Origin of the sequence: Paenibacillus sp. V4I9, assembly GCF_030817295.1 — a bacterium.
Lineage (GTDB): Bacteria > Bacillota > Bacilli > Paenibacillales > NBRC-103111 > Paenibacillus_E.
On record NZ_JAUSZE010000001.1, the window covers coordinates 924758 to 942880 of the forward strand.

20 protein-coding genes are annotated in these 18123 nt (G+C 43.6%); 13 read left to right on the forward strand and 7 right to left on the reverse strand.

Annotated features, from left to right (window positions below):
- Positions 1–2 precede the first annotated feature (2 nt).
- The 9 genes from QFZ81_RS04520 to QFZ81_RS04560 all read left to right on the forward strand — a co-directional run bounded on the left by QFZ81_RS04520 (position 3) and on the right by QFZ81_RS04560 (position 8639).
- Entirely contained in the window at positions 3–1106 is a 1104-nt protein-coding gene (locus QFZ81_RS04520; RefSeq protein WP_307601633.1) for an HpcH/HpaI aldolase/citrate lyase family protein, read from the forward strand.
- The gene (locus QFZ81_RS04525) at positions 1051–2466 is read left to right on the forward strand and encodes a phosphoribosyltransferase family protein (protein WP_307601635.1); all 1416 of its coding nucleotides are present in this window, start codon (positions 1051–1053) and stop codon (positions 2464–2466) included. The genes QFZ81_RS04520 and QFZ81_RS04525 overlap by 56 nt, the downstream gene beginning before the upstream one ends.
- Positions 2439–3572: a cysteine protease StiP family protein gene (locus tag QFZ81_RS04530; protein ID WP_307601637.1), complete on the forward strand. Its 1134-nt coding sequence runs from the start codon at positions 2439–2441 to the stop codon at positions 3570–3572. The genes QFZ81_RS04525 and QFZ81_RS04530 overlap by 28 nt, the downstream gene beginning before the upstream one ends.
- Positions 3569–4405, forward strand: a complete 837-nt coding sequence (locus QFZ81_RS04535; protein ID WP_307447587.1) for an HAD family hydrolase — start codon at positions 3569–3571, stop codon at positions 4403–4405. The genes QFZ81_RS04530 and QFZ81_RS04535 overlap by 4 nt, the downstream gene beginning before the upstream one ends.
- Positions 4402–5424: an ATP-grasp domain-containing protein gene (locus tag QFZ81_RS04540; RefSeq protein ID WP_307447585.1), complete on the forward strand. Its 1023-nt coding sequence runs from the start codon at positions 4402–4404 to the stop codon at positions 5422–5424. The genes QFZ81_RS04535 and QFZ81_RS04540 overlap by 4 nt, the downstream gene beginning before the upstream one ends.
- Before the next feature lie 255 nt (positions 5425–5679).
- Positions 5680–6255, forward strand: a complete 576-nt coding sequence (locus QFZ81_RS04545) for a hypothetical protein (protein ID WP_307447583.1) — start codon at positions 5680–5682, stop codon at positions 6253–6255.
- Between the two features lie 93 nt (positions 6256–6348).
- Complete coding sequence (locus QFZ81_RS04550; protein WP_307447581.1) at positions 6349–6993, forward strand: pentapeptide repeat-containing protein; 645 nt, start codon at positions 6349–6351, stop codon at positions 6991–6993.
- A gap of 63 nt (positions 6994–7056) precedes the next feature.
- On the forward strand, positions 7057–7617 hold the full coding sequence (locus tag QFZ81_RS04555) for a 5' nucleotidase, NT5C type (protein ID WP_307447579.1): 561 nt from the start codon (positions 7057–7059) through the stop codon (positions 7615–7617).
- Between the two features lie 158 nt (positions 7618–7775).
- Complete coding sequence (locus tag QFZ81_RS04560; RefSeq protein ID WP_307601639.1) at positions 7776–8639, forward strand: hypothetical protein; 864 nt, start codon at positions 7776–7778, stop codon at positions 8637–8639.
- Positions 8640–8818: 179 nt separating this feature from the next.
- Here QFZ81_RS04560 and QFZ81_RS04565 read toward each other — a convergent pair whose 3' ends face one another.
- Together QFZ81_RS04565 and QFZ81_RS04570 are read right to left on the reverse strand one after the other, a co-directional pair.
- A complete protein-coding gene (locus tag QFZ81_RS04565) occupies positions 8819–9037 on the reverse strand; it encodes a hypothetical protein (protein WP_307601641.1) in 219 nt (72 codons plus the stop codon).
- A 228-nt stretch (positions 9038–9265) separates the two neighbouring features.
- Positions 9266–10114: a transposase gene (locus QFZ81_RS04570; RefSeq protein WP_307601644.1), complete on the reverse strand. Its 849-nt coding sequence runs from the start codon at positions 10112–10114 to the stop codon at positions 9266–9268.
- Between the two features lie 711 nt (positions 10115–10825).
- Between QFZ81_RS04570 and yunB the strand changes: the two genes are divergently transcribed.
- Positions 10826–11623 (forward strand): sporulation protein YunB, encoded by a 798-nt coding sequence (gene yunB / locus QFZ81_RS04575; RefSeq protein WP_307447573.1) that lies wholly within the window; start codon positions 10826–10828, stop codon positions 11621–11623.
- Positions 11624–11633: 10 nt separating this feature from the next.
- Here the strand turns inward: yunB and QFZ81_RS04580 are convergent, their stop codons facing one another.
- Positions 11634–12683 carry a M23 family metallopeptidase gene (locus tag QFZ81_RS04580; RefSeq protein WP_307447571.1) on the reverse strand — a complete coding sequence of 350 codons (1050 nt, stop codon included), beginning with the start codon at positions 12681–12683 and terminating at the stop codon, positions 11634–11636.
- 116 nt (positions 12684–12799) lie between these two features.
- Between QFZ81_RS04580 and larC2 the strand changes: the two genes are divergently transcribed.
- Positions 12800–13288 carry a nickel pincer cofactor biosynthesis protein LarC2 gene (larC2, locus tag QFZ81_RS04585; protein ID WP_307447569.1) on the forward strand — a complete coding sequence of 163 codons (489 nt, stop codon included), beginning with the start codon at positions 12800–12802 and terminating at the stop codon, positions 13286–13288.
- A gap of 50 nt (positions 13289–13338) precedes the next feature.
- Here larC2 and larC read toward each other — a convergent pair whose 3' ends face one another.
- Genes larC through larE form a run of 3 tightly spaced genes read right to left on the reverse strand, consistent with a single transcriptional unit; the run spans position 13339 to position 15824 of the window.
- Positions 13339–14193, reverse strand: coding sequence for a nickel pincer cofactor biosynthesis protein LarC (gene larC, locus QFZ81_RS04590; RefSeq protein ID WP_307601647.1), 855 nt, complete (start codon positions 14191–14193; stop codon positions 13339–13341).
- Between the two features lie 9 nt (positions 14194–14202).
- The gene (gene larB / locus QFZ81_RS04595) at positions 14203–14979 is read right to left on the reverse strand and encodes a nickel pincer cofactor biosynthesis protein LarB (RefSeq protein ID WP_057307614.1); all 777 of its coding nucleotides are present in this window, start codon (positions 14977–14979) and stop codon (positions 14203–14205) included.
- Positions 14976–15824: an ATP-dependent sacrificial sulfur transferase LarE gene (larE, locus tag QFZ81_RS04600; RefSeq protein WP_171692805.1), complete on the reverse strand. Its 849-nt coding sequence runs from the start codon at positions 15822–15824 to the stop codon at positions 14976–14978. Before larE ends, larB begins: the two co-directional genes overlap by 4 nt.
- 155 nt (positions 15825–15979) lie before the next feature.
- Here larE and lipA point away from each other — a divergent pair, with 155 nt between their 5' ends.
- Together lipA and QFZ81_RS04610 are read left to right on the forward strand one after the other, a co-directional pair.
- Positions 15980–16855 (forward strand): lipoyl synthase, encoded by an 876-nt coding sequence (gene lipA / locus QFZ81_RS04605; RefSeq protein ID WP_307601649.1) that lies wholly within the window; start codon positions 15980–15982, stop codon positions 16853–16855.
- Between the two features lie 40 nt (positions 16856–16895).
- Positions 16896–17213 (forward strand): YutD family protein, encoded by a 318-nt coding sequence (locus QFZ81_RS04610; protein WP_036632718.1) that lies wholly within the window; start codon positions 16896–16898, stop codon positions 17211–17213.
- 61 nt (positions 17214–17274) lie between these two features.
- Here the strand turns inward: QFZ81_RS04610 and QFZ81_RS04615 are convergent, their stop codons facing one another.
- Positions 17275–18087, reverse strand: coding sequence for an NAD kinase (locus QFZ81_RS04615; RefSeq protein ID WP_307447561.1), 813 nt, complete (start codon positions 18085–18087; stop codon positions 17275–17277).
- Between the last annotated feature and the right edge of the window lie 36 nt (positions 18088–18123).

Sequence of the window (18123 nt, forward strand, 5' to 3'; positions counted from 1 at the left end):
GATTGAGATATTTTAATTATTTAACAGCGGATGAAGAGAAAGCTCTATTTTATTTACCTCCGACTTCCTTCCATAATCATTCGCGCAAAGAAATCCTTGCTTATTCCATTGGTGCTGCTCTTTATATGCCTGCTACACGTCCCACGTTCGCGGAAGATATCGCTTTTGGTAAAATTGAAGGTCTTGTTTCAGTTATTCTTGATTTGGAAGATGCCGTTGGTGAAAATGAGGTTCATGCCGCAGAAGAATCATTGGTGAATCAAATGAATAAGCTAGCCACCTTCATGGAAGTCGGAATTCTTCATACGGACAATCTTCCGCTATTATTCGTACGTGTAAGAAGTGTGAATCAGTTAAATTATTTGATCGAAAGATTAGAAGAGAATGTAGCCCTTTTAGCGGGATTTGTTTTCCCGAAATTTAGTGTAGACAATGGAGTGGCTTATTTTGAAATCCTAGAAAATTATAATGATGAGAAACCTTCTTCTTCCCCGATGCTATATGGTTTGCCAATTCTAGAGTCTGAACCTGTGATTTATAAGGAAAGCCGTACCCATACGCTTCAAACGATTAAAGAGATCCTAGAGCAGTATAAGAATTTGGTCCTCAATGTAAGAATTGGCGCTACGGATTTCTCGAGCCTATTTGGTTTGAGACGCAGCCCAGACATGACCATTTATGACATAACGCCGATTCGAGATTGTGTAGCTGACATTATTAATATATTTGGACGTGTTGACGCCTCTTACGTTATTTCTGGACCTGTATGGGAATATTTTCCTCAAAAGGGATTGGTTCGCGAAGTGATTATGGATAAAGAGAACGGCATGATTGGCAAGACAATTATTCATCCTACTCATATTAAACCCGTTCAATCGCTATACGCGGTGACACATGAAGAGTATACGGATGCTACAAGCATTATTACGAACAATAATGGCGATCATGGCGTTATTAAGAGCGCATATGCCAATAAAATGAATGAAATCAAACCTCATTTAAGTTGGGCTAGACGTATTCTCTTACGATCACAAATTTATGGGGTGCTGCATGAACAACAACAATATGACGGATTATTGCTCAAGCATAATCGAGCATACGTATAAGATCGCAGGCGATTTAGAGCTTCAAGTGACATTGACCTCTAATCCATTTGAGATTCCCCTCGACTCTCTGTTCGCCATGGCGGCAAGAATCAATAAGAAACGATCGTTTCTGTTTGTTAGCAAAGTGCTAGGTAAACATATCCCTGTAAATCCTTATTCCTCCTTATTAAGCGGAGCTTCATTGGCACTACTTTTACAACAAGCCTTAAAAGGTAATATGCCGCAGCAGTTAATCCCTCAAGCCATTCAGGGCATTATAGATCCTTCTCAGGCCGAGGCGGCCTATAAAGAAATTATGTCCTATCGTTTAAGTTTGCCCCAATCAGTTGCTTTTATAGGGTTTGCTGAAACTGCCACAGCTATCGGACATGCGGTTTATGAAACCTTTGGTTATGGTGGCAGCTATATTCATACCACACGTGAAGTGATAGAAGGATCGGCATCCATCATTAATTTCAGTGAGGAACATTCCCATGCGGTAGCACATTATTGTTACGCGAAGGATCCTCAGATGCTTACACACCCTGAGATTGTAGTCCTTGTTGATGATGAAATTACGACAGGTAAGACCTCTTTGAACATTATTCGAGATATGCAGGGGAAATTTCCGAAGAAAACCTACTACATCCTTGCTCTGCTTGATTGGAGAACCCCAGAGGATCAGCAGCAGTTTCTGAAGCTAGAACTGGAGTTAGGTATCTCCATCCACGTGCTTTCCTTAGTCAAAGGTGAGGTAAAAGTAACGGGTTCATCTGAAAGTTTAACCCCCCAAGTGCCTGTCCTTCCTATTCCAAATCAAATGGGACCCATTTACTTCAAGTATATAGATCATCTATTCGCTCATGCTCCTTATGTGAGCCAACATCCTTATTTACAGCATAGCGGAAGATTTGGTCTTACGCCGGAGGAAAGCGAACAATCCAGTCATTCGATATCTCAAGCCGCCAAGCAGTTGAAACTTACTCGAATAGGTAAGAAGACGCTGTGCGTAGGCACAGGTGAGTTTATGTATATCCCCATGCGAATTGCCGCTGAAATGGGAGAAGGTGTGTATTACCAATCGACGACGAGGAGTCCAATTCATACCATTGATACAGAGGATTACGCAGTCAAGGTAGGCTATCCGTACTCATCTCCGGAGGATCCCGACGTAATTCATTTCCTATACAACGTTCCGGTAGGCATGTATGACGATCTCTATTTATTTATGGAAAGAGAAGCTGATCCTGCTTCGATGCAGCCATTGCTTCAAATTCTTCAAACGCGAGGGCTGAAACAGATTCATATTGTTATTTTCTCTCCTCAAACGGTTGAATGGAAGGAGAATGCAGAATGGAAGATTGGCGAGCTAGGCCAATAGAGGAGCCTAGGCACTTGGGCAGCTATCCAGCTTCTGATGTGACATTCCTGCTTAAGGATTTGAGCGAGGTTAAGTTGGAAAAGTCGATGGATGCGAGAGAACTAGCCATTCAATCGGGTACTCATTATTCAGAAATGTTACCGCAAGAGCATCTACCTACGTCCGATTATTTAAAATTGTACCGAGAGACGCTTCAGATGTCAGCCCAGAAGGTTGCATTAGCCGTCGGTACTACGGCAGAGCTTATTCGAAATAAGAAAGGACCGAACACGGTGTTAGTCTCTCTTGCGAGAGCGGGCACACCGGTCGGTATTCTAATAAGACGTTACCTGCAAGAGGTGCATCAGTTGGACTTGCCTCATTACAGCATCTCGATTATTCGAGGTAAAGGGATTGACGAGAACGCTTTGTTTTATATCCTGCAGAAGCATCCGGAGGCGAATCTTCAATTTGTCGACGGGTGGACCGGCAAGGGAGCAATCCGTAAAGTGCTTATAGAGGCTTGCAGCAAGCTGGAACGAGATTACAGGATCAAGCTGGACGATGATCTTGCTGTACTTGCTGATCCTGGCCATTGCACCGATATGTTTGGAACGAGAGAGGATTTCTTGATTCCGAGTGCATGCTTGAATGCGGTGGTATCCGGTTTAATTAGTCGAACGGTGCTGCGCGAGGATCTCATTGGGCCGCATGACTTTCATGGTTCCAAATATTATAAAGAGTGGTTAGACCACGATCTCTCCAATCATTTTATTGCGGAGATTGTGCCCTTTTTTGGTGAGGTAGTGAAAGAAGCACAGCGTTGTGCCCAGAATTTACTCCAGCATCCTCCTACGATTTCATGGAAGGGTTTGCGAGATATCCAAGCGATTCAGAGTGAGTATCAGATTGAGGATATCAACTTGATTAAACCCGGTGTCGGAGAAACGACCCGTGTACTGCTCCGTAGAGTGCCGTGGCGGATATTAGTTGACCGATTAGATAATCCCAATATACGTCATATCCTCCTTTTAGCTGAAGCTAGGGAAGTACCAATAGAAGTGTACCCAGGTCTCACTTATTCCTGTTGTGGTATTATTAAATCCGTGAAAGGAGATGCCGAATGATATTTGCAAGCGATTTAGATCAAACGTTAATCTATTCACAGCCTTTAGAACGTGCCGAAGAATTAGGCGATCGGATTATTACAGCAGAGTTCATTGACGGTAAAGTGAGATCGTATATGTCCTCAAGTTCCTACCAGCTGCTTCAAAAGTTGATGACGGAGCTCATTTTCATCCCGGTTACGACACGAACCATGCAGCAGTACAATCGTATACATTTAATTAGTCAAATGTTGAAACCCACCTATGCGGTTACGAGCAACGGCGGGAATATTTTGATAGATGGACATCCCGACTTGGGATGGCAAGCATCTGTAGTCGCTCGCGTTACTGAATCAAGTGAGCATGTGAAGGATGTCAGGATACTGCTAGATCGTGTCCTTAGTCCGGAATGGGTCATCAGTTCCAGCTATTGCGACGAGCTATTTTTTTCCCATATCATTGACCGAGCGAAGATGCCGCTGGAGGAAGTTACTCAAATGAGTGCAGAACTTCAGCGTATGGGCTGGAGCACTTCCGTTCAAGGAAGAAAGGTCTATGTCGTTCCCCAAGTTGTTAATAAAAGAGATGCTGTTCAGCATCTCAAGCAGTTAACAGAGGAGCACCAAGTTGTAGCATCTGGTGATTCCCTCTTGGATCAAATCTTGATTGATTTTGCTGAGTTCTCTATCGTCCCTAGGCATGGAGAGTTATTTCGACAAGAGCAGATTCTATCGACGGGGAGCTATTCATTTACCGAGGAATCTGGGATTTTTGCTACGGACGAAATACTTAAGTATGTTGAATCTGTAAACATCGAGCAAACTAATCTATTTGTCATAAAGGAGTCCTCATGAAAAAAGTATGGTTTAACCGTTGGTTTTCGGTAGCCTTTCATTACATGAATAGCATTCGCAATAATGAGGATGGCGTCCAATTCAAAATGTATGCCACACATCCGGACCGTACCCACATGGCTTTACAGGCGGCTGATTACGCGGATACCGAACCTGTGTTAGGTGATGATGATTATGTGGAGTTTGCCCTAAATTTTTGCAAAAAGCATGGCATTGATGTATTCATTCCCAGGTTGCATATGTATGCAATAGCGAAGCATATTGATTTGTTCGAAAAAGCAGGAACGAAAGTCACGGTTTGTCGTGACCTTGAGCTATTAGAGAACTTGCTGGAGAAACAAAAGTTTTATGAAGCCATTAGGGAAACGAACATTATTTCAATCCCTGATTATCATGTAGTCAATACAGCAGATGAATTTATGACAGCCTATGAGACGCTCGTAAGTGCAGGACACCAGGTTTGTATCAAGCCAACGAATGCCGAGGGCGGTATGGGCTTCAGAATCATCAGCAATGGGCGGGATACATTAACTGACCTGTTCGGCACAGTTACTCCCTATCTCTCTACGGAACAGGTATACAAGACCTTATCATCCGTAAATCGTTTCGAGGACCTGATGGTGATGGAATTATTAAACGGCTTCGAGTACAGCATCGATTGCTTAGCATCGGCTTCTGGGGAATTACTTGCCGCTGTGCCGCGTCGCAAAGCAGACGGACGGCTAAGGCTGCTTGAGGAAGTGCCCGAGCTGATCGAAATCGCACATCAGGTTGCTGTCACCTACAAGATCCCGTTTAATTACAATATTCAAGTGAAGTACAATCAGGGTGTGCCTAAATTACTTGAGATTAATCCGAGAATGTCTGGCGGTCTGCATGTGACTTGTCTATCAGGTATTAATTTCCCTTATTTAGCAGTGAAATCAATTTTGGGTGAGCAAGTGGACAAACAGATACCAAATTATGGCATTATGGCTAGTCATATTGAGAAATACGTTATTATGGATTTAGGCGAATAAAAGAAACCGTGCATCATATCTTTGAATATAGATGAACAAATCTGTCAAAGAAGGTGCACAGGATGATAATAAGCGGGATTATACTTTCTGGAATAATCATTGTGCTCATTGTCGTAGCAAGCGCTGAAAAAGCAGAATATGTGTCTAAATTCATTGAAAAATAGTCTTCTATGAAACCTGAAAAGGTTTCTTTTTTTTGTTATGATTTGGTAGAATATAAGAATAGATTTGTAATGCTGGGGAGGGGGCTGTACGTTGCTGGATTTTACATTTGAGATTGTTGACGAGTCTACAATTAATACCAGAATTTTGTATGCCAACGAATGGTTCACTTTCAATATATATGAGAAAGATCATGTTTGGACCCTTCATCCCTTTGATGGTATGTTAATACGGAATAAAGATATGTGTCAGCTTGTAATTAATGAGTTGCTCAAAAATAAATATTTTCATGTCATGTGCGCGAAAGAGAATATCCTATTATCAGAGCTGCGGACGACAGTTGATTTAAGTAATAGAACGAGTATATCTACACCTAGACCTACTCCTTCACCTAGAGAAGAACGACTGGATGATGAGCTCCCTGACGATATAAAGTCATTTATGGATTATCATACATTGGATGAAATTATAGACATGGAGAAACAAATTATTTATAAACGAATGACTTTTTACAAACAAATGTTAGAGGCCATGTTTATGCAAGGGGCAGGACCGACGGACCAGGAATTTATCCAAATTCAGTCCATTTATGTGATGTGGAAAGAATCGTATGAGAAATTGAATGGGTTAAGCGATCAAGATTTGTCTGGTGGGAAGAAGAGATGGTAGTATCAAGAGAGACTTAACTACCAACGAGTATATGTTCAAAAAGCCGTAAGGCTTATTTTTTTGCCCTATCACTTGATCACAAAGGAGTACCAGATGAGCATTCCCAAAATTGAAACACCGAAAATCCCCAAAGAAATATCAGCCATTACACTGCCGAACGAGGAAATGCAGCCGGAAGATAGCTTTCATACGGGTCTTATAAGTGATTGTATCATTGACAATCAGTCCGCATATAAAGTCGCGTTTGATAAAGTGATATTTCGTAATGTCACCTTCACTCGGATATCGATGAAAGATATAGAGCTGACAGATGTTATTTTCGAGAAATGCGATCTATCCAACGTTGATTTTGGTGAAGCTACGATCCATCGGACTGAATTTAGAAACTGCAAAATCATGGGCATTGACCTGACAGAAGCAACCGTCCGAAACGTCTTATTTCATACATGCTTGGCCGACTATGCGACCTTTCGTATGGCTAATTTCAAGCAGATTTTTTTTCAGGAGTGTTCGCTTTTAAATGCCGATTTCTACGAATCCACGCTGCAAAAAGTATATTTCGATAACTGTCAGCTGGACCGGGCACAATTCACGGGTGTGAAGCTTGCAGGAATTGATATCAGCAGCTGTGAATTTACAAGTTTAGGTGTGAGTATAGAGGATTTGCGCGGCTGCATCATTTCGAGGGGACAAGCCTCTGTTTTTGCAAGTCTTTTCGGACTTATATTGAAGGAATAAGGGGAAAATAATAAAGGAAATTGCTCCCGCAGCATAGTATATCCGTGAAATGAGGAGTTAACCTTGAAATTCGGCTTTGATATCGATGATACACTTATTAATTTAAGAGAACATGCCTTTCATATTTATAACCATAAGCTAAAGCAAAATATTGGCTTGGACGCGTTTCACGCCTTAACGACGATGGAAATTCACAGTGCTTTCGGTTTGACGAAAGAAGAAGGAGGCAAGCTGTGGTCTAGCCTCCGCGATGACATTTATTATTCTCAGTGTCCTTCTTTTCCCTATGCCGTAGATATCTTGCAGGAATTAGTACATCAAGGTCATGAGGTCTACTATATTACGGCAAGGGCCAAAGAGCATACAGACCGAACGAAAAACTGGTTAATAGCCAATGGTTTCCCGGTGGTTGAGGGACATTTTTATTGTGGGATGAGTGATTCCGAGAAAGTACATATTATTGAGAAACTGAACTTGGATTATTATTTTGATGATAAACCGGTTGTTCTGGAAACCATGTCTCACCTCCCATTGAACTTATATGTGAAAGATAGATCGTATAATCAGCACTTGAACCTGCCTCGAATTGTATCTTGGGATGAACTCCGAGAAATTATAAAATGAAACACAGCTGAACTCCTAAATGTTAAGGGGGTTCAGTTTTTTTACTCCTTTAACTAGATTTACACTAAATACAAGTGTAGATAATCATCTAATGACATTCTTCCTTTAATGTCAGTCTATGAGGGTAAACTTTCCATAAGAGTTGAGGAGATGAAGTGATGTTAAAGAAAAATGCTCTGATGGTCGTCCTAGTGGCCGTAGTAGGAACTAGTTTACTTGTTGGTCTAGGCGGAGCACCCCAGCCTGCTGCAGCTGCGAGCAACATGATACCGAATTATGAAGTGAAGCTTCTCCTTAATCCAAGTGCAGTTCTTGGATCAGATTTTAAACTTACAAGCAGCGTAAAGAGTGCATTTGGCATGCCAGATAGTGTGACTAAGATGAATGTCCAGTTCCTGGATACGAACGCCGAGGACATTTATAACAATGGGTGGAGTCCAAGGATTCGTAAAACAGAGGGAGAAAACGATTTCGAGCTTACCTACAAAAAGCGCTATGCCGTTATTGGTAACGATATTAATGGGGCCTTAACACTCGCCAACCAACAAGGCTTTGATTCAAACGATACGGGCTATGAGGCACAAGTCGAGTGGGGATATCAGAAAAAAACATTAAGTATCACACGTCCAAAGACAGGTACTAAATCAGGCTATAGCGGTATGGATCTCCCAAACCAGACCGATTCCCGCAGTCTTTTGATTAATAATTCACCTGATAAATTTAATAATTGGCTCTACAGTGGATGGGGGACTAGCAAGCTTTCTTCTTCCCGTGTCTACGGTCCAGTTCTAGCCAAACGTTCAGTCAGAACATGGAGCGGCCAACAGCTTTATATCGAAGTATGGCCGATTCTAAATGCAGCTGGTACGGGAACTGAGTACATTGTTGAAGCTTCATTTAAAACAAATAGTGAATCGACGGCATCCACGAAGCATGATGAATTAATTACCTATCTGCAAAGTAAAGGCTGGTTCCTCGCACAAGATTCACTGAAAACACAACTAATCATGGATCGATACTAAAAAGATTGTCTATACGACACCGACTATAAAACGAACCAAGAAGTACCAAGATTAAGCACCAAGAGCCAAGAACCAAGAACAAAGAACAAAGAACAAAGAACAAAGAACCCAAGAGCCAAGAGCAAGTAGCCAAGAGCCAATAGCCAAGAGCCAATAGCCAAGAACAAAGAACAAAGAACTTAGAACCAAGAACCAAGAACCAAGAACCAAGAACCAAGAACCAAGAACCAAGAACTTAGAACCAAGAACCAAGAACCAATAACCGAGATCACAAGAACCCAGAACCAGAACCAGAACCAGAACCAGAACCAGAACCAGAACCAGAACCAGAACCAGAACCAAGCACCGAAACCCGAAACCCGAAACCCGAAACCCGAAACCCGAAACCATGATTCCAATACTTGACCACCTTTCAACAAAGGTGGTCTTTCACTTTCATTCCACTATGTTCACTATCCCTATAACTCAGAATGAAAGCAGACATGAATGTAGGAATGAATACATGTATGTATGTATGTATGTATGTATGTATGTATGTATGCGTGATAAAATTGTTCGTCAATTGAAACTAAGTTTTATTTCTATAATTACAAGAAATTGAATGGCTAAATAGAATACTACTGTTATTAGTAGCTAGCGGTTTTGAAGCAGAGTTGAACTAAATGGGCAAAAATAGGTGTGTTTTTTGAAGAAAGGTTTTGTCGATAACTAAACTCGTCTAAGTACTTTTGTAAATGTTTGGGTCCGAGGCTATGGAAGGTGTTATTTATCCATTTACTAGCTTGTTTAGCGAATACGAGCAAAGGGCGAAGTCGTGTGGGAGTATAAAAGCCTGTAACAATCTCAATATTTTGGGTATCGGATTCTATGTGCTGTTGATGGAAGGCTTTTGTTTCAAAACGAGGAATATGTCTTTCTTTTGGATTCGTAAGAAGAACGTGCTTTATTTTGAGGTAGGTAGATTCATTCCATTCATTAACTGATGAGCCTATGAGAAGAAGGTGCTCTTGAGGGTGTTTGTGAACAGAAGGATTATAAGGTCGTCCATAGATAGCCGAATTAATACAAACTGAGCCCGAAAGCGGAGTTTGATTATCTGAGCTATGGATCATAGAACGGATTTTATATAAGATTAGCCAGGCAGTTTTATAAGTAACCTTAATAAATTTAGAAAGTTCGGTTGCGGTCGTACCTTTATTTGTACGGGAGAAAAGAAAAAGAGCCAGCATCCATTTACTTAGTCCAGTTCGGCTTCCTTCCATAATAGTCCCGGATATAAGAGACGTTTGATGGCGACATTGACAGCATTCGTAAAGCGGAAGACGACGGGTTGTTGTTACATAAGCATGGCTGTGTTTACAGCGCGGGCAGCTAAACCCTTCAGGCCACTTAGTATGAAAAATATACTCGATGCAAGCATTATCAGTGGAAAAATGATTTTGAAATTGATCAAGTGACATACTTGCAGAATTCATATGCATCTCTCCATTTGCGTTAAAATGGGAATATATGTTCCTACTAATAATATACCAAACATATGGTCTTATTTCAAGAGAAGATGGAAAATATTTGATTGAAACTCGGATTATTTTCTGATTTCTGAGTGATGGGGATAGTGTCCATAGAGGTGGTGAAAAGTTGGGTTGGATGCAAAGTGAGGTGGCTTGGGAGGGAAGATACTAATGAGTTGAGATACATGTATTGAGACAAGCAGGACGGACAGGACTTGGACAGGACAAATTCTGTCGGCTGAAGGATGTGGTGGGTAAGTTAGGGAGATGCAGAGTCTATGAGGTGCAGACGTTAGTAGATAAGGAATGGAAGAGACGAACGTGGAAAGATGCTAAGAGGATGGGGCGCAGCATGAGAAGATACAAAATGGATGAGACACACGTGGGAAGATGCTAAGATGATGGGGGCCAGGCGTGAGAAGATACGGAATGAATGAGACGCATGTGGAAAGAAACTGAGATGATGGGTCACAGATGTGAGCGGATACTAATGATGGGGATAACTGAGCAGTCGTAAGTAGGTAAGACCCATTGGGGTTCAGACACGATAATGATATGGATGCGCAAAACGTATGACCGTTGAGTGGACTTGCTGTAGGGAACGTGTCTTCTTTTTCACTCCATGTCCGCATAAGGTAGTACTAATTGATTTGAGTGGCTAGGGGAGGGAATGGGATGCTGCTAAGGCGACGCTGGAGAAGCAGACCTACAGGTAAAACAAACCGCAAAAAGGTGCTGTTGATCGGTCTTCTCATCTTTGTCTTATTTGGCGTGCAGTTTTTTATTTTCGTAGAACGTAATCTTAGACCTCCACTGATGAATTTGGCAAAGGTACGCATCAAGCAGATAGCGACACAAGCGATTAATAGTGCTATTGCGGATCATGTGGCTGGAAGTACGAGTGCGGAGCAATTAATTGATTGGAAGATGGATAAAAACGGTAAAATAACAGGCTTCATGCTTAATTATAATGAACATATGCGTATAACTGCGGATACGATTAAGACTGTGCAAGGTGAACTGAAAGATTTGCAAAGTATCTCAGAGCATATTCCGGTGGGGCAAGCGATGAATAGTGCGATTCTCTCCTCATTTGGCCCTGATATTCCGATTCGGCTGCTGCCAGTTGGTAATGTGAAGGTTGATCTGAATACGCGTTCTCAAAATGCGGGAATCAATATGGTTATGTTTGAAGTGTATGTTCGCATTATTGCTGAGGTATCCGTGATTATTCCCTTTGATTCTGACACTGAAATTGTGGAAACAGAAATTCCTATTTCCTATTCACTCGTGGTTGGGGATGTCCCTACCTATTATTATGATAATAAGGGAAAACCTGTGGGTAGTAATAAGGATGCGGGTCCACCGAGTTTATCACTCCCAAGCATTCCGAATGCGGGAACTACAACAACACCAAAGCCAGAGGGAGTTTCAACGCAAGAAAGTAATACACAAAAAGAACCGCCCCAATAATGGAGCGGTTTTATTTTTTCTTTTTCATCCGATCTTCACGTTCCCATTTGCGAAGGGAGGGATAAGGATCGAAGCTCCATTCGGTCAGCCCATTATCACGATAAAGTCCAAAATGAAGATGGGGTGGAAATTTACCTGATGTTCCCGGCTTACCATATCCAGAACTACCCACCCAGCCGATGGTTTGTCCAGGCTTTACAATATCATTTTCTTTGATTCCTTTTTGAAAACCAGAGAGATGGGCGTAGTAGTGATAAATATTGTTTACATCTCGAATACCAATCCGCCAGCCTCCGTAGGGATTCCAGCCTTTAATTTCCACAATGCCATAGCAAGTACTTCGAACAGGAACACCGTAACCCGCAAATAAATCTGTTCCTTCATGGGAACGATGCCCACCCCATCCGCGGCTGTCCCCCCATGTGCTGCGGTAGGAGTAGTCTGCGTGCACCGGTAGTGGAAAAGCATGCTCGTAAACATCGAGGGTACCAAGTGTGGCATAAATTGTAGCAAATTGTTTGATACGTTCAACACTGCGCGAGTTTTGATAATAATTCCATAAGTTAATTTGTAAATTTTCTTCTTGTTTGCCATTACTGCTCATTAGTGTGGCCATAGCTGCCAGTACGTCTAAATCGTTGTTTCGATCTGCGATGCCGTCACCTGAACCATCTCGCCCGTAACCATGAAAGAAGGAGATACTTCTTGGATTCGTATCTTGTTGGTCTGGATTCAATAAGCCGACCCAATCTGCTTCAGGGAAGTAAATGCTGGTAATCCCTTGATGCACGGTTCTTTTTTTCGCGATATTCATGGTTCTTTCGTACTGATCAACTGCGGCAAGGTATGCCCATGGAATGCCCGACAAGATGCTTGTTTTTTCGAATAGCTCTTTCCGCTCAGTGTTCAAGTTAGGGTTAACTTTAGACGGAACTGCGGCAAATAATTGGTCAGATGCAGTGGCATGGGATTCAGCACTACTTGAAAAAGTCCCGGATTCGGTTGCTGATAGGAGGAGGCTAAGAACAAGAACCCGCGACCAAAACGGTCTGCTTTTCATCTCTATCATCCTTCCTGAAATGTTAGTTCTTAGGATGTACTCTTCTACGAATGTTTATCCCTGCATCTTTCGTTGTTATCCGATTTTTGCTATGATGCCTGTAAGAGGTGAGAACAGTGAGTTTTAATCATAGGGATGAGCATGTGGACGATAGTATGTTGTTAATTCAGGCTAATTTGGATGATATGAACCCGGAGTGGGTTTCTTATATAATGGATAAGCTGTTTGAAGTAGGTGCGAATGATGTATTTGTAGTACCGATTATTATGAAGAAAGGCAGACCAGGGATTATGCTGAATGTGCTCGTTGAAGATAAACGGCTCTCTGTTGTAGAGGAGGTTATTTTTAGCGAGACAACTACACTTGGCATCCGGTATATGCACGCTTCTTGTCATAGATTGGCTAGAGAATTCGAGCAAGTGCTAACACGATGGGGACTTTTAACGGTAAAAGTTGGTTATCACCAGGGGAAATTGGTACAATATGCACCAGAGTTCAAAGAATGCGAACAAATTGCTAAGGAGCATCAAGTACCTTTGAAACAGGTATACGAGGAAGTTAGGATGCAGTTTATACAGCAAAAACCAAAAAACGTCTCCTCCTGATTTGAAGGAAGAGGCGTTTTGGTATTTGATAAATGGTCTCCTTTGGAGATTCATGTATGGTGAGGGTGCGTATGTGAATGTTCATGTTGGTGGTGATGATGATCATCATGTGTATGTCCATGACCATGCTCATGGACAAGGTGCTCATGGCTTACTTGCCATTTTCCAATATAAGGATCAACTTTACCGACTACGACGCGAAGCACATTAGGTTGATTAGGTAAATCTCTTGTACCTGCACCGTAACCGATGGTGTCAACGATCATAGGAGGAAAGCTTTTGGAGAACTCGTCCACGATTCCGGAAATAATACCGGCACCAGTTGGCGTGGTCATTTCTAGGTTATAGTTGGTTGAAGCAATGGGTAACCCTCGCATCATTTCCAGTGTTGCCGGAGCCGGTACGGGATATATACCATGATCGATATGTATCGTTCCTGAACCTAGCGGTACTGGAGAGGAAAAGATGCGCTCGACTTGCAGGGAGTCAATGGCTAAGGCCACACCTACGATATCGACAATGGAGTCTATGGCTCCAACTTCGTGGAAGTGTACTTTTTCAACGGGAATGCCATGGATTTTGGCTTCAGCAATACCGATCTTTTCAAAAATAGCTAAGCTGAGAGCTGCTACACGCTCATTGAATCCTGCCTGTTGAATGACTTGTACGATTTCTGAGTAATGACGATGATGTTTCGGTGGATGCTCTGGGTCTAGAATAACATCAAGCTTTAAGGCGGAAATACCGCGCTTTACAACGCGCTTCCATTCCAACATATACGGCTCTAGCTTGATTTTGGTAAGCTCTTCTTCAATGTAAGTTCGATCTGCTCCCGCATCTACTAAAGCACCAAGGGTCATATCGCCGCTGATTCCGGAGAAGCAGTCTAAATATAAAATGCGCATTGTAGGATCTCACGCTCGTTTCGACATATTTTTGTTAATGAGCCCTGCATAGTAACCAGCTCCGAAGCCGTTGTCGATGTTCACTACTGAGATTCCTGGTGAGCAGCTATTTAGCATCGACAACAAGGGGGCGATACCTGCAAGGTTCGCGCCATAACCGATGCTTGTCGGCACAGCCACGATCGGTTTGGCTACTAGCCCGCCGACGACGCTGGCGAGCGCGCCTTCCATGCCGGCAACGACCACAATCGCGTTTGCGCCGCGAATGAGCTCTAGCCGGCGGAAAAGCCGGTGAATGCCAGCGACACCCACGTCGAATATACGTTCAACGTGGCTGCCCAGGCATTCTGCCGTAAGAGCCGCCTCCTCCGCCACGGGGAGGTCGGAGGTGCCTGCGCACACGACGGCTATATATCCGTCGTGGACTTTAAGCATCGGTCGCTTGAACCAAGTGAGCGAACGTGCTGTTTCGTGGTAGGTGACACCTTCCACGGCAGCGGTAACATGGGCGGCTTTGGCCGCATCGACCCGCGTAGCGAGCACGCGGTCGGTGTGCTCCATCAGCCGCCGGAATATCGCTTCGATCTGCTCGGCGGTCTTGCCTTCCCCGAATATGACCTCGGGGAAGCCCGTACGCTTCTCGCGATCGATGTCGAGCTGAGCAAATCCAAGATCAAGGTTAGCTGGGCCAGCGGCGCTGCCTTCCTTGATGATTTGCTTTTTGGCTTCTTCTACGTCCAGATCGCCTGCCTGGACGAGCTTTAAGATTTTCTCTAGGTCCATCATAAGGATGCTTCTTTCACCTTGTCTTTCGTCTCCTTGGACAGTACTTCGTTCATGCTGCCCGTTCGGTAACCTTGTAAATCGAGCGTCACGTAAGTGAAGCCGAGCTTGCTGAACTTTTCATAGATCGCATCACGGTGTTCAACGACCTTATGAATCTCATCCGGCATAACCTCGATCCGGGCAATTTTCTCATGGTGACGTACGCGCACCTGGTACAATCCAAGCTGGGACAAGAAGTATTCGCCTTCGTCAAGTTGGTCGATTTTCCACTTCTCAATTTGTGTTCCGTAAGGGATACGAGAAGATAAGCAAGCAAAGGACGGTTTATTCCAAGTACTCAGTCCTAACTCTTTGGAAAGCTGTCTGATCTCGTCTTTGGTCATGCCGGACTCCTGTAGAGTACTACGGACGCCTTGCTCGTTCTTGGCTTGTAGACCCGGTCTATAATCACCGAGATCATCCATGTTCGAGCCATCAAGAATGTAGGGGTACCCTAACTCTTTGGCTAGTTGCTGCAAATGTGAATAAAGTCCCGTTTTGCAATGGTAACAGCGATCTGGATTGTTAGCGACGAAATTCGCATTCTCCAATTCTTTGACCTCTGTTTTGTACAGTGGGACACCGATTTGTTCTGCTAGTAGGGCGGCGGCATCGAATTCCCGAGAAGGGAATGTTTCGGATGCTGCAGTGACGGCTAAGACTTGATCTCCTAGCTCCTGCTGCGCACGTTTGAGGACGAATGTACTGTCAACCCCTCCGGAGAAGGCGATTAATACTCGGCCCATACCTCTTAAAATTTCTCCAAGCTTGCGGTCTTTCTCTCGTGTTACTTCTTGTATGCTCATGTTTCTTCCCTCCCATACAGCCTTTACGTGATAGGTTAAGCTGTTTTGGCCATCTTGATAAGTGTATCACAACTGACTGGCAAAGTGGATTGTTTTGTCAGTCATTCATGTTATAATAACAAGAACGAGAAACCAAATAAAAGGCGGGAATTATAGTGCCTCCAAAGCCATTAGAGAGAAAACCAGACTGGTTAAAAATCAATCTTAAGACAGATGAGAATTTCAAAGAAATAAAGTCAATGATGCGTTCCAAGACGCTGCATACGGTTTGCGAAGAAGCCAAATGTCCGAACATCCATGAGTGCTGGGCGAATCGTACAGCCACTTTTATGATTTTGGGCGATATTTGTACCCGAGCATGCCGTTTCTGTGCAGTCAAAACAGGGCTGCCTACCGAGCTGGATCTTGAAGAACCAGAACGTGTAGCTGATGCCGCTTTACAAATGGGACTGCGCCACTGTGTCGTCACCTCCGTTGCGCGCGATGATTTGGCGGATGGCGGCGCGATGATTTTCGCTGAGACCATCAAAGCGATTCGCCGCAAATTGCCAATGTGCACAGTCGAAGTGCTGATCCCCGATTTCTTGGGCCGGGAAGCGTCACTGGCCACGGTTCTAGAGGCTAAGCCTGATATCTTGAACCATAATATGGAGACTGTTGAACGCATGTCAGACCGCGTCCGCTCGAAGGCGAAGTATCGCCGTTCTCTTGAACTGCTGGAGCGTTCGAAGCGCATTGCTCCGAACATCCCAACCAAATCCAGCGTCATGATTGGCGTAGGCGAAGAGTGGGACGAGCTGCTGCAAACGATGGAGGATTTACGCGCAGTTGGCTGCGACATTATGACGATTGGGCAGTACCTGCAGCCGTCTACAACGCATTTGGCTGTAGCCAAGTATTATACACCTGAGCAGTTTGCTGTGCTCAAAGAAGAGGGCATGAAACGTGGCTTTAAGCACGTAGAGTCGGGGCCGTTAGTACGCAGCTCGTACCATGCCCATGAACAGGTTCAAGCCGCATCGAACGTTTAAATTAACGAACGGATCATAGAAAGGAGAGCTTCCTACCATCATGATTCATATTGCAAATAAAACATACGAGCTCGTTACAGACCATAAGAATGGCTGGAATTTTGAAGTTTTTAAAGAACGTTTTAGCGAAGTGTTGGAGCGATACGACTATATTGTCGGCGATTGGGGGTACAGCCAGTTAAGGCTGAGAGGATTTTTTAAAGAAATCCATCCTAAAGCGACAAAGGAATCATCCATCGCGGCTCTTCAAGATTACTTGAATGAGTACTGCAACTTTGGCTGCGCTTATTTCATTATCGAAAAAGTGAATGGCGCAAAGCAGCAAGTACCTTCTGAAGTGATTACAACTACTCCTTGATGTAGTAAAACCAAAAGACGCCTCTCATTCTCCAACCGAGCGAGGGGCGTCTTCTTATTGTTCATTTCACTTCTAACCCAACAAAAGCTTCCCGAACCCTATTCCAGAAAGGAAATGGGCGGAACCTGGCAAACTTAACTTTCACGTTGGCTGCTACACGGCAGCGGATAGAAACAACGTCGTCTCGCTGCAAGTAAAGGTGATCAAGTGATAAAAGCATATTCTGCTGCGCTTTGGGATAAATGTCACAGTGATGATGCTTCGGTAAAATCATGGAAGAGCCGAGTGTACGGTAGACTCTATTGTTAATAGAAGCAATCTCTGCAATTTGAATCGCTTCGAGCGAAGGGTGGACCATTGCTCCGCCTAAGCTTTTGTTGTAAGCAGTGCTACCTGCAGGCGAGGAGATGCAGATTCCGTCACCACGGAACATTTCGAACATTTCGTCGTTAACGTGTAGCCGCGCGACTAGCGATACTTCGATTCCTCGTATTGTAAATTCGTTGAGAGCCAGATGCGTCTCGGAGCCCTTTTCTGTCGTAATTTCAATCTCAACAACGGGGTACTGTACAATACGCAGTTCCTCGGGGGTGGTGACGCTGAACATTAATGAAGCTAGATGATCCAGCTCATCTGGTTTCCAATCTGCGAAGAAACCTAAGTGACCTGTATGGATACCAACGAAAGCAATGTGATCAAGCTGCTGCACATATTTATGAAAAGCTTGCAGCATTGTGCCATCTCCGCCAATAGAAAGGACAATGTCGGGATTTTCTTCATCCCTCGGCATGCCTTGCTGTGCGGCGAGTTTGTGGAACCGCTCTGTCAGCCCCTTGGAGATGTCATCGCCTCGTTCAATGACGTTGTATTTCAATTGGTTTCCTCCTAAGAGTTTTCGTAAGAAAACTTG